Raw genomic sequence first — 12,768 nt, forward strand, 5'->3', positions numbered from 1 at the left:
TAAAATGAATTCAATAAATCTAAATATATCTTTTGAACAATACAGCGGTATTGATGAATTAATAGAAAAAGATCAGCTATTATGTAAACAGGCTGAGGGGGCTTTAGCCACTTCTTATTCGCCTTACTCTAAGTTCAGGGTAGGCACAGCAATCCGCCTGGCATCGGGTGAAATCATTTTAGGTAGCAACCAGGAAAACCTGGCTTATCCATCAGGGCTCTGCGCCGAGCGGGTAGCACTTTTTGCTATCGGTGCTAAATATCCTGATGCTGTGATCGAAAGTATGGCCATTACGGCACAAACCGATCATTTTGAAATTTTAAAACCCGTTACTTCCTGCGGTGGCTGTTTACAGGTTATGATCGAGTTTGAACGTAAACAGGGGAGCCCTATTGAGGTAATTTTTTATTGTTTAAACGGAGAAATATTGAAGGTGCCGAACGTAAAGAGTTTATTGCCCTTTGCTTTTGCAGAGGATCGGTTGGAGAGATAAGGGAATGCCAGTGATCGTCATTGCGAAGCCAATTTTTCATTGGATGAAGCAATCTGCATAACAAGAACTATAAGCGAAATAGATTGCTTCGTCGGCTGAAAAGCCTTCTCGCAATGACGGATACTTTATTTATATTTGGTTTTTTAACCACAATGAAACACTTATACCTCCTCATTTTTTCGGCTTTCATTTCTTTTAACCTGCAGGCCCAGGGCGTACTCAAAAGTAACGCAACTTATAAAATTACTTATTTCCGCTCTGCCGATGGCAAGCCAAAGGAAGACCGGAATGCCACGGTGGTCATTGCTACTGCTGGTCAGAATTTAATCAGTAACGCCGGCATTCTCGATAATAAGGCCAAATATCCTTACGAGCAAAGCCTGGTAACCAAACCAACACTGCTATTATACCAGGTAGCCAATTTAAGTGCGGGCAATCAGATTGCAACGGTTGATAGCGCTGCTATTGCGAAGCAGGTTTTTGAATACAGTACAGATACAAAAGTAATATTGGGTTATACCTGTAAAAAAGCAACCACGGTTGTCAACTCCAACCGGATCGATTTATGGTATACTACTGATGCCGGCATAAAAGCCGCACCCACTGCTTTAGGCCAAAACCTGGGTTTGGTGTTAGAGCAGGTGCGCAATGGCAGCAGTTATGTCACTGCTACTAAAATAGAAGCAGTAAAAAATGTAAATACTATTGATTTAGCCAAAATAAGCACAAACCTGAGCGATGGTTTAACCTATAAAGATTTGTTGTGGAAAGGCAGGTTTACCACCTTAAGTGTGTTTAATAACGAAACCATCAATTTTGTTGATAAACCACAATCAACCGATTCTATTTTCCGCTTTGCAGGTGGAACAGTGATTGCGCGTAAGGTTAAATTTCCTGCTTACACAGGCAGCCCAAATGTTTTTGTCGATTTAACGGAGCAATCAAACGGCGATGCTTACGACAGAACAGGTTCTGTTTTTGTAATTCCGACAGATAAAACCATCAGCCTGATGGATGCCCTGAAAAAATCGGTAAAAGAACTGCCTGTTTATGATAACGGCAATGGAAAGCAATACCAGGGGGTTGTAGCTACAGCCAATTATAACCCGGTAATTGAACTGATGCGCTTTTTTACCCCTTTTGGTGTGGGAAAATACAACACTTTAAAGCTTAAGGATAAAAACTGGGCAGAGAAAGTATACTACCGTCAGGATATTTCGGAGCTTTTTCCTCTGGTGAACGGAAAAGAAGCCTGGGTAGCGGTTTTTATTGGTAATTACGATAAAGGCGGACATAAAGTTTCGATGAACATCACGTTGCATAATGGTGGTCGTGGCGAAGGCAAAAAAGAGATTATTATGCCGCTGTTCAATTCTACTAACGTAATGGAAATGGCCGGACAGGAATACGCCACCATGTTTAGCAGTGAAAAAGGACTGGAGGTTTCCTTTACCCTCGATAAAGATCTTAAAGATGCCAGGTTACGTTACATTACCACTGGTCATGGTGGTTGGGGAAATGGTGATGAATTTGTGCCCAGAAAAAATACAATATGGTTAGACAATAAAGAAACCTTTGCTTTTACGCCATGGCGACAAGATTGCGGTTCGTACCGTTTATCGAACCCTGCCTCTGGTAATTTTGAAACCGGACTTTCATCATCCGACCTGAGCCGTTCTAACTGGTGCCCCGGAACGGTTACCAACCCGAACTGGATTAGCCTCGGCGATTTAAAAGCAGGGCAGCATACCATTAAGGTTACCATCCCGATGGGTAAACCCGAAGGTTCGAGCTCAAGCGCCTGGAATGTATCGGGGCTGTTGTTGGGTACGGAATAATATCAGTTACTGTGCGTAGGTATGTTTCTTTAGTCGGCTGGTGCGACACCAGCCGATAGGATCATGCACATGCGTTAATTATAAATGAACATACGTTAATTATAAATGCGGGTACGTTAATTATAAAAGCTGGTGCATTAATTATAAATGCGGGAACATTAATTATAAAATCTAGTGCCTTAATTATAAATGCGGGTACGTTAATTATAAAAGCTGGTGCATTAATTATAAATGCGGGAACATTAATTATAAAATCTAGTGCCTTAATTATAAATGCGGGTACGTTAATTATAAAAGCTGGTGCATTAATTATAAATGCGGGAACATTAATTATAAAATCTACTGCCTTAATTATAAAAGCGGGTGCGTTAATTATAAATGCACCTACGTTAATTATAAAGGCACCCGCGTTAATTATAATTGTACAAGTATTAATTATAAATGCACCTGCATTAATGTTTTACCATATAAGACATTTAAGCTGTAATGGCGTTATATTCCTGATGGTTAACGTGACCGGGTTTTTGCGCATGTCAGGTTGCCAGGAATTTCCCGGCATTTTGCAACCCTTAATAGTACCTCAGGACTATTTTTTTCTAAACCGGATTGAAGGGGAGATACTTTTTTGGGCCGGGGCTGGGGGTTAGGGCAAAAAAGATCGGATCGGAAAGCCGGAGGAAACACTTCATAAAACGTACGGAACCCTGCTTTTCAAATGAATAAAAACAAATTTTCCACCTCAAAATGTGAATAACCTCTCTTCTCTCTGTGCCATCATTTTTATTATATTTACGGCTGCCAATTTTTGTATATAAATGAGTGAAGAACTAGACCCAAACATCAACGAAGAACACAAACATACCATAACACCAATAAACGGTTTATACGAAAACTGGTTTCTCGATTATGCGTCTTATGTAATTCTAGACAGGGCGGTTCCACACATTAACGATGGATTAAAGCCTGTTCAACGCCGTATCATGCACTCGTTAAAAGAGATGGATGACGGACGCTTTAACAAGGCTGCCAACGTAATTGGTAACACCATGAAATACCACCCGCATGGCGATGCTTCTATCGGCGATGCGATGGTACAAATCGGGCAAAAAGACTTGTTAATTGATATGCAGGGTAACTGGGGAGATCCGGTTACAGGCGACAGTGCTGCTGCACCCCGTTATATCGAAGCCCGTTTATCGAAATTTGCCAACGAGGTGGTTTTCAATCCAGATACTACCGAATGGCAGTTAAGTTACGACGGACGTAACAATGAGCCCATTACCTTACCGGTTAAATTTCCGCTTTTGCTGGCTCAGGGGGCCGAAGGTATCGCTGTAGGTTTGGCCACCAAAGTAATGCCGCACAATTTTATCGAATTGCTTGATGCCTCGATAGAAGCACTTAAAGGGGTACGCCCTAACATTATGCCCGATTTTTTTACGGGCGGTATGGCCGATTTTTCGAATTATAACGAAGGTCAGCGGGGTGGTAAAATCCGTGTAAGGGCAAAAATTACCGAAAAGGATAAGAAAACTTTGGTCATCAGCGAGGTGCCTTTCAGTACTACCACTGGTTCCGTTATCGATAGTATTTTATCGGCCAACGATAAAGGCAAGATCAAAATCAAGAAAATTGAAGATAACACAGCGGCCAACGTAGAAATTGTAGTGCACCTGGCACCCGGTATTTCGCCGGATGTGACCATCGATGCACTTTATGCTTTTACGGCCTGCGAAGTTTCCATATCGCCCAATACTTGTATCATCCAGGGAGATAAGCCACACTTTTTAAGTGTGAACGATATCCTGATCGAAAATACCAAACACACCAAGGGCTTACTTAAAAAAGAGCTCGAAATCCGCCTGCACGAACTGCAGGAGAAAATTTTCTTCAGCTCCCTGTTAAAGATATTTATTCAGGAGGGAATGTATAAAAACCCTGAGTACGAAAATTCGAGCAATTTTGAAACGGTGGTTGAGGTGTTGCACATGTTGTTTGATCCTTTTAAACCATCGCTTTATCGCGAAATCCTGCCAGAAGATTTTAAGAAACTGATCGATAAGCCAATGAGTAGCATCACCCGTTTTGATGTGAAAAAGGCCGATGAGCAAATGAAGAATCTGGAAGATGAAATTAAAGTGGTTAAAAACCATTTAAAACACCTTACCGATTATGCCATTGCCTGGTTTCAGAAACTGAAAGACAAGTACGGAAAAGGGCGCGAGCGTAAAACTGAAATCCGCTTGTTTGATCGCGTTGAAGCTTCGAAAGTTGCTTTGGCCAACGTAAAATTATATGTAAACCGTACTGATGGTTTTGTGGGTTCGGGTTTACGTAAGGATGAATTTGTAGCCGATTGCTCGGATATTGATGAAATTATTGTTTTCCGCGAAGATGGTAAATGCATTATTACCAAAGTGGCCGACAAGACCTTTGTGGGTAAAGGCATTATCCACGTTCAGGTATTCAAGAAAAATGACGAGCGTACCGTTTATAACATGGTTTATAAAGATGGCGCCAGCGGAACATCATATATTAAAAGATTTTCGGTTGTGGGGGTAACCCGCGATAAGGAATACGATTTAACCAAAGGATCAAAAGGTTCGAAAGTGTTGTATTTTACAGCTAACCCGAACGGAGAGGCCGAAGTGATCAATGTGGCCTTAAAACCGCATTCTAAATTACGTAAGCTACAGTTTGATCTTGATTTTGCCGAAGTGGCCATTAAAGGTCGTGGCTCGCAGGGTAATATTGTATCGAAATATCCGGTTAAAAAGATCATTCTAAAAAGCAAAGGGGTTTCTACCTTATCAGGACTTAAAATCTGGTACGATGATTTGTTAAAACGCCTGAATGTTGATGGTCGCGGTAAATACCTTGGCGAATTTGATGGCGACGATCGTATTTTACAGGTTCATAAAGATGGTTACTATGAGTTGAGTTCTTTCGATTTAACCAACCACTTTGACGATAATTTGTTGCTGATCCAGAAGTTTGATCCCGAAAGGACTTTTGCTGCGGTTCATTTTGAAGGTAAGGCGCAGAATTACTTCATTAAACGTTTTGCATTCGAATTGCAGGCTAATGGCAAGAAAACAATCTTCATCAGCGAGGAGCCAAAATCGAAATTATTGCACTTAACCGCTAACCCGGCTGCTAAAATTATTGTCGATGTGTTAAAAGGTAAAACACAGGTTCCGGAAACCCTTGATTTGGTACTGGCCGAGTTGATCGATGTTAAAGGTTTAAAGGCTAACGGTAACCGTTTATCGCCACACGATGTGCAAAAGGTTGTTTTAGAAGAACCGGAGATTGAGGAGGAAGAAGTAGAAGAAACACCGGTTGAAGATGATAACGAAGGTAATGTAGCGGGAGAAACAGGTGAAGAAACGAGCGAACCTGCAGAAGCAACAGAAAAGGCCATAGATGAGCCTGTTGCGGAGAAGGTAAAACCAAAATTCGAACGTACTGAAGCCCCTGCGCCTAAAACAGAAAAACCTGCGACAGAACAAGCCAAAAAGGAAGCACCAAAAGCTGAAGAAAAAACTGAAGATAAACCTGTAAAAAAGGTAGACTTCGAAATTACCAACCCTGATGATATCGATATTGATGACAAAGGGCAAATTGGTTTGTTTTAATAAAGATTAGATATAATTGGCGGAGCCCTTCGCCCCGCCGCTCGTCATTCCCACGCAAGTGGGAATCTTAATGCTATTGCTTTAGGATTCCCATCCTATAGTTATCGTGGCAAGTTGGGAATGACGATCTCCTTATAATGTTTAACTCAAATAAACCCACTCCAACGTCACAAAGTCGAATGAAAAGCAAAACCTTCCATTTTTAAACCTATATTTGCCTTGCTCAAAGGGGTGCTTACTGGTTTAAAATTCTTTTATAATCAGTTTGCTGAGATTACACCCATTGGTTTAGAAATTCCAATCACCAAAATCAAATGTTCAGACCTTTGGTTATTGTTAAATTGATTATTGGAATTTTAAAACCATGTACCTGATGCGGATAATACCGACGTAGGAAGGAGGTTAGCTTTACCATGCTGTTTCGCCCCGAAAACAGTTTTCAATTATTTTTAAATGAATTTTCAGGATTGGTTTAAGCTTTTTCAGGAGCAGATTGCACATACATCTTTTATAGAGTGGTTAGCTGTGGGTTTTGGTGTAGCCGAAGTTTTGCTGGCCAAAAAGAACAGCATTTGGTTGTACCCAACTGGTATTATCTCTATCCTCTTATCTATGTTTCTGTTGTTAAACGTAAAACTATACGCAGAGACGCTGTTGAGCATTTATTACCTGGTAATGAGCGTATATGGCTGGATCATCTGGAAGAAAAGAAAACAGGATGCCGAAAATCAGGTATCATGGTCAAGTAACAATGAATTAACCATTGCTGTGCTCATTTCTGCTATTGGTTTTGTGGGATTATTTCTGGTATTAAGGCATTTTACCGATTCGGATGTGCCTCTTTTCGATGCCTTTGTATCAGCTACTGCCTGGGCGGGTATGTGGTTACTGGCCAAACGTAAAATAGAAAACTGGATTTTTCTCAATATTTCCAACATTGTAGCTATTCCCTTATTGTTCCATAAAAAGCTGCCATTAATGGCTTGTTTAACCACATTTCTATTTACAGTAGCTATTTTCGGCTTTTTCGATTGGAAGAAAATTATCGATAAAAGCAGGCTCAAATTGGCCCAATCTTAAACTGTCAGCATCATGGAAGATACCTTAAACCTTAACTGGCAGGAAAAAATGGCCGAATATGCCGCCCTTTCAGAAGAAATGGGCAAGCTGCATCCCGAAATATTAGCACTTGCCTACCAGGAAAACTGGTTTAAACTTTTTGTACCGGAAGTTTATGGTGGTGCCAATAAAAAGTTGCCCGAAATCCTGCGTTTAGAAGAACAACTGGCAGAAGCTGATGGCAGTCTCGGCTGGACCGTTACCTTATGTGCCGGTGCAGGTTGGTTTGCTGGCTTTCTTAATCCTGAACTGGCAGCCGAAATTTTTGCCGACAGGGAGGTTTGTTTTGCCGGGAGTGGAGCGGTAGGCGGCGAGGCGGTTAAAACCGAAACAGGTTATCGTATAAACGGGCAATGGAATTATGCCAGTGGTGCATTACATGCCACCATATTTACGGCCAATTGCACCCTCAAAACCGAAAACGGCGATGATATCCTGGATGAAAACGGAGAACCCGTAATCAAATCATTTATACTCAAAAAGGCCGAAGTTAATATTTTACCCGGCTGGTCTTACTTTGGTTTAATAGCCACCGGTAGTCATGCTTTTGAAGTAAAAAACCTTGTAGTACCGGAAAACAGGACCTTTACCATCAATAAAGATATCCTGGTAGCAGATTCGGGTTTTGATTACCCCTTTTTACAGCTGGCCGAAACTACCTTAACGGTAAACAGCCTGGGTATGACCAACCATTTTATTAAATTGGTAGAACAATCATTCCATTCGCGCTCCAGTATGCGAAGGTTTAGCAATCCACAAATACAGTTCTTTACAACCGAGTTAAACCGGTGCAAAAAAGAGGTGCAAACGCTGCGTGAGCAATTCTATACTACATTTGATGAATCCTGGATTGAGTTAATGGATAATGGTCAAATAAGCGATGCTAAGCTAAGCAAAGTCAGTGCAATCTGTCGTAAATTGGCTCATGCCTGTTGGCGTAATGCAGGTATTTTGTTTCCGTATTGTGGTTTAGAGGCGGCCAAAAAAGGATCGGAGATTAATCGGGTATGGAGGGATATTCACACGGCCAGCCAACACGGGTTGCTTACTTTTGAGGTTTAATTATTCGAGCAGTTCAGGTTTAATTTTGTTCCTGAAATCAGTCGCAAACTTATTTAACTTAGGTTGTATTACAAAAGAGCAGTAAGGTTTTCCCTGGTTATCGTTAAAGTAATTCTGGTGATAATCTTCAGCCTCATAAAATTCAGCTGCGGGTACCACCTCGGTAATTATGGGTTTATCAAAAATGTTTTGCAGGCTTAAAGCTGCTATAATTTGCTCTACCTGTGTTTTTTGCTCAGCATTTTCGTAAAATATCACCGAACGGTATTGCGAACCCACATCGTTGCCTTGCCTGTTTGGTGTAGTGGGATTGTGGGTTTTAAAAAAAATAAATAAAAGCTCGTTAAAGGAAATAACGTTTTCATCAAAAATGATCTGAACTACCTCTGCATGTCCGGTATCGCCATTGCAGATTTCCATATATGTCGGATGCTTTAAATCGCCCCCCATATAGCCAGATGTAACCTTGCTTACTCCACTCAGGGCCTGAAATACGGCTTCAGTGCACCAAAAGCAGCCTCCACCAAATGTTGCTGTTTGCATATCCTAACCTGTTGTAAAATCTAGTCGACTAATTAATTGAATCAAAAAAACGATATTTTTTGATATTAATTACAGTTGACTACCGAATATTCCTGAAAGTTTTAACCATGTGTTGTCATATGTCAACAAACCTGATAAAAAACGCTGCAAATAATGGATTATTTCATCAAAAAAGCTGTTTAAGCAAAAGGCCCGTAATTTTACGGGCCTTTTGTAATATTTTACTTATTGATACTGGATGTAAATCGGTTTTGGTGTAAGTTTTAATAACTCTTCGGGAGTCATTAACTTGTTTGGTGCTTTTTTCAGGTCGTTTTTGTAAAACAGTTTGAAACCTGTAAACTGTACCGGCTCGCTTTGAATAAAGTGTCGGTAAGTACCTTTCTTTAACTCCGGTTCACCCCATCCATCCATATGCATTACAATCTGCACCTCAGGGCGCAATTTGATGTTTTGCGAGTTGGTTACCATTTTCTTGGTAAAACGGTGAACGGTAAATACTTTTGGCGGTAAATTGTGTTTTTTAACAATATCAGCAAGGTAACCTGATACATAGTTGATATCTGCTGCATCATAAGTTCCGATTTTCTTACCCGGTAATGAACCATCTTTCATCGAAAACTCAGGATCGATACCTAAATGCACATAAGGCAGTTCAAGGTATTTTTCGATGTGTGGTAATTCGGCTTTGATGTTACTCAATGCCACCTGTAAATCTAAAAATACAATGGTATTGGGTTGCATTTTAGCAATTTTCAATACAGAATCAATCTGTTTGTTACCCATTCTATTAATGTACTTGCCATCTTTACCTGGTGTGCCACTGGCCACTGCAGCAATGTAGTGCAAGCCTGGTTGTACTGGTGTAGATGGGTCTGCTTTTTCCCAATGTTTAACCTCGGCATTTAAGCGCGACCACATTTCTTTTGGTGCATATTCGCCTAAGGCGCCCATTTTTTTAGAGTGAAGATTACCGTAATAAACCACAATGCGTTTAAAAGGCAAAATAGCACCCGCTAAAGGATAAGGTTGCTTTTTTACCGGCCATTTACCTGTAGTATCGCCATTAGCCAGTTTTTTAGCTAAAGAATCGTATAATTTCGGATCAACAGGCTTCATTACATTTTCTGTCGAATCTGTTTTTTTCTTCGTCGAATCGGAAGAAAATATTTTGCCGATACTGCTGCTGGTTTTGCCATCAGAATTACAGTTGGCAAATAAGCTTATTGCGGCGAAACCAAGTATTAGTGTGCCCGCTAATTGTGGGAATTTCATAGATTATTAAAGTAGTTAAAGTTTAGACAGTTTTCCGAATCTGTTTGGGATGAAAGTAAGATGGAAATCTGGTAGTTTAAAATAAAGTAATTAACATTTACACATTGCAGAATTTGCCAAAAACACCCAGGGGTAATTTTACACCTGCTGTGGCCTGTAAATAAAGCTCGCCGGTTTCGAGGTTCTTCACCTTTGGAAACGAAGTGCGGATCAGGTTTTCTACAATTACAGATGAGAAACCTAAAGAATAGGTATTCAGGATCAGGAAATGTTCCTTTTCGTCTAAAAGTTGTACCACATCCTGCATCATTTCCTGTATATGGTCTTCCAGTTTCCACTTTTCGCCGTTAGGGCCGTGGCCATAAGCAGGTGGATCGAGGATAATACCATTATACTTTTTGCCTCTTTTAAGTTCTTTTTTTACAAATTTCAGGGCATCTTCTACCATCCAGCGGGTATCTTTCAAACCAGAAAGCTCCTGGTTTTCATTAGCCCAGGTAACCACTTGTTTAATCGAATCAACGTGTGTGGTTTCTGCACCGGCCGCATTGGCAATTAACGAGGCAGCACCTGTATAGGCGAAAAGGTTTAATACTTTAGGCTGTGGTGTTTTAAACTTTTTAATAGATGAGGAAATAAAATCCCAGTTTACAGCCTGTTCAGGGAAAACCCCAACGTGTTTAAAAGAAGTTAAGCCTAAACGGAGTTTAATGGCCACTTCGTTGTTTTTATATTCTACATGCCAGCGATCGGGGATGGAATGGTTTTTCTTTACCCATTCTCCTGAGGTAGCCGAGCGGCCTTTAAAGGTAATGTTAGCGGTTTTGCGCCATTCTTGTTCTGACAAGGTTTTTTTCCAAACGGCCTGCGGTTCAGGACGGATTAAAATCACATTGCCAAAACGTTCTAATTTTTCAAAATCCCCGCAATCAATCAGTTCGTAATCTTTCCAGTGGGTGGGGGCTAGTAATTGTATCATTTAATTTATAGTATGCCGTCATTGCTTTGTACCTCGCCATGACGATTTGGTTTTTAAGAGAAATTTAAAGGCTCATTAAAGTCTTCAGCTATGTAAAGTATTGTACCCTTTGCTGCACCATATAAAACTTTTGGCTCTTCAACTATTTTATCCTCATCAGCTTTAGAAAAGCTTTTGGCATGTTTGGCTTTTAAAAAATCAATAAAATCTTCTACCTCATTTACCATGCTATCTGGTAAGGTTTCCAATTTATGAATGATATTTTTCGTGGCCGCAGTCATGCCCAAAGATACAAAATTTTTAAAACTTATCTTTTGCTGCTTTCATAAAGCGGCTGGCAAACACAAAGTCATTCAGCTCTTTAATGTCGGTATGTGCAATTTCTTTGTTGCTGCCTTCCCAGAATTTTTTTCCTTCGTGCAAAAACAAAATGTAATCGCCAATGCCCATTACCGAATTCATATCATGCGTTACCACAATAGTAGTTGTTTTATATTCTTCTGTTAATTCCTTGATTAGCTCATCAATTACAATAGAGGTTTTTGGATCTAAACCTGAATTGGGCTCATCACAAAACAAATATTTAGGATTCATGGAAATGGCACGGGCAATACCCACACGTTTTTTCATTCCTCCCGATAGCTCAGCTGGGAACAATTTGTTTTTACCGGCCAGGTTAACCCTTTCCAGGCAAAAATTTACACGTTCTATTTTCTCTTTACGGCTCTGATCGGTAAACATATTCAGCGGGAACATAATGTTCTCTTCAACAGTCATACTATCGAAAAGGGCCGATCCCTGAAACAACATCCCGATTTCTTTACGCACATCAATCCTCTGCTCGTAGGTCATGGGGGTAAAATCACGTCCATCGTACAATACCGATCCCGAATCGGGTTGGTGCAGACCTACCATACATTTCAGTAAGGTGGTTTTTCCTGAGCCGGAACCTCCGATGATCAGGTTGGTTACGCCTTCTTCAAACTTGCCGGAAATGCCTTTTAATACTTCATTTCCCGAGAACGATTTATAAATATCTTTAATTTCGATCATTACAATAACAATTGGGTCACGATATAATCGCAAGCTAAAATAGAAATACAGCTAATTACAACGGCTCTTGTACTGGCCTGCGAAACTTCTAAAGCACCACCACGCACGTAAAAACCCTCGTAAGCAGGTACCGAAGTAATAATAAAACCAAACACAAATGCTTTAACCAGCGCCACAGTAATGGTGTAAGGGTTAAAATCGGTAGTAATACCCTGAATATATTCTGCAGGTGTTACCGCTCCTGAAACTGAACCGCCAATGTAGCCACCAGTGATGCTTAAAAACATTGAAATGATAACCAGCATAGGTACCATGGTTATTCCTGAAATTATTTTTGGCAAGATGAGGTAACCTGGTGCGTTGATACCCATAATTTCTAAGGCATCAATCTGTTCGGTTACACGCATCGAGCCAATTTCTGATGAAATAGCCGAACCGATTTTACCGGCCAGAACAATAGCACTAATGGTTGGACTTAACTCTAAGATACTCGAATCGCGGTTTACCGAACCAATAATGGTTTTAGGAATAAAATCACTAACCAGCTGGAAAGCGATCTGCAAAGTCATAACTGCACCAATAAAGGTAGAGATGATGGCAATAAGCCCCAGTGAACCTACGCCAACATAATCCATCTGTTTGGCGATCTCTTTAAGGTATATTTTCAGCTTTTCCGGCTTTCTGAATACAGACTTTAATAGCAGGATGTATCTGCCGAAATTGGTAAAATTCATTCCGTAGGTGTTGCTTAATTTAAATGATCATTAT

At 40.5% G+C, this 12,768-nt stretch carries 11 protein-coding genes; 5 read left to right on the forward strand and 6 right to left on the reverse strand.

Annotation, left to right across the window (positions count from 1 at the left end):
- Positions 1-4 precede the first annotated feature (4 nt).
- The 5 genes from BLR37_RS06695 (at position 5) to BLR37_RS06715 (ending at position 8,150) form a co-directional block, all read left to right on the forward strand.
- Positions 5-493 (forward strand): cytidine deaminase, encoded by a 489-nt coding sequence (locus tag BLR37_RS06695; protein ID WP_090766154.1) that lies wholly within the window; start codon positions 5-7, stop codon positions 491-493.
- A 152-nt stretch (positions 494-645) separates the two neighbouring features.
- Positions 646-2,331 (forward strand): PNGase F N-terminal domain-containing protein, encoded by a 1,686-nt coding sequence (locus BLR37_RS06700; protein WP_090766583.1) that lies wholly within the window; start codon positions 646-648, stop codon positions 2,329-2,331.
- A gap of 815 nt (positions 2,332-3,146) precedes the next feature.
- Positions 3,147-5,969: a DNA gyrase/topoisomerase IV subunit A gene (locus BLR37_RS06705; protein ID WP_090766156.1), complete on the forward strand. Its 2,823-nt coding sequence runs from the start codon at positions 3,147-3,149 to the stop codon at positions 5,967-5,969.
- 453 nt (positions 5,970-6,422) lie between these two features.
- On the forward strand, positions 6,423-7,049 hold the full coding sequence (gene pnuC / locus BLR37_RS06710) for a nicotinamide riboside transporter PnuC (protein ID WP_090766158.1): 627 nt from the start codon (positions 6,423-6,425) through the stop codon (positions 7,047-7,049).
- Positions 7,050-7,061: 12 nt separating this feature from the next.
- Positions 7,062-8,150: an acyl-CoA dehydrogenase family protein gene (locus BLR37_RS06715; protein ID WP_090766161.1), complete on the forward strand. Its 1,089-nt coding sequence runs from the start codon at positions 7,062-7,064 to the stop codon at positions 8,148-8,150.
- On the opposite strand, the gene msrA is transcribed toward BLR37_RS06715, so the two are convergent.
- The 6 genes from msrA to BLR37_RS06745 all read right to left on the reverse strand — a co-directional run bounded on the left by msrA (position 8,151) and on the right by BLR37_RS06745 (position 12,734).
- Positions 8,151-8,693, reverse strand: coding sequence for a peptide-methionine (S)-S-oxide reductase MsrA (msrA, locus tag BLR37_RS06720; RefSeq protein ID WP_090766164.1), 543 nt, complete (start codon positions 8,691-8,693; stop codon positions 8,151-8,153).
- Between the two features lie 225 nt (positions 8,694-8,918).
- Positions 8,919-9,968 (reverse strand): hypothetical protein, encoded by a 1,050-nt coding sequence (locus BLR37_RS06725; RefSeq protein WP_090766167.1) that lies wholly within the window; start codon positions 9,966-9,968, stop codon positions 8,919-8,921.
- A 97-nt stretch (positions 9,969-10,065) separates the two neighbouring features.
- Entirely contained in the window at positions 10,066-10,947 is an 882-nt protein-coding gene (locus tag BLR37_RS06730) for an RsmD family RNA methyltransferase (RefSeq protein WP_090766169.1), read from the reverse strand.
- A gap of 53 nt (positions 10,948-11,000) precedes the next feature.
- Entirely contained in the window at positions 11,001-11,228 is a 228-nt protein-coding gene (locus BLR37_RS06735; RefSeq protein ID WP_090766172.1) for a DUF2281 domain-containing protein, read from the reverse strand.
- A 19-nt stretch (positions 11,229-11,247) separates the two neighbouring features.
- Entirely contained in the window at positions 11,248-12,000 is a 753-nt protein-coding gene (locus BLR37_RS06740) for an ABC transporter ATP-binding protein (protein WP_039478008.1), read from the reverse strand.
- The gene (locus BLR37_RS06745; RefSeq protein ID WP_039478005.1) at positions 12,000-12,734 is read right to left on the reverse strand and encodes an MlaE family ABC transporter permease; all 735 of its coding nucleotides are present in this window, start codon (positions 12,732-12,734) and stop codon (positions 12,000-12,002) included. The genes BLR37_RS06740 and BLR37_RS06745 overlap by 1 nt, the downstream gene beginning before the upstream one ends.
- Positions 12,735-12,768 lie beyond the last annotated feature (34 nt).

The organism is Pedobacter soli (assembly GCF_900101435.1).
GTDB classification, from domain to species: Bacteria; Bacteroidota; Bacteroidia; order Sphingobacteriales; family Sphingobacteriaceae; genus Pedobacter; species Pedobacter soli.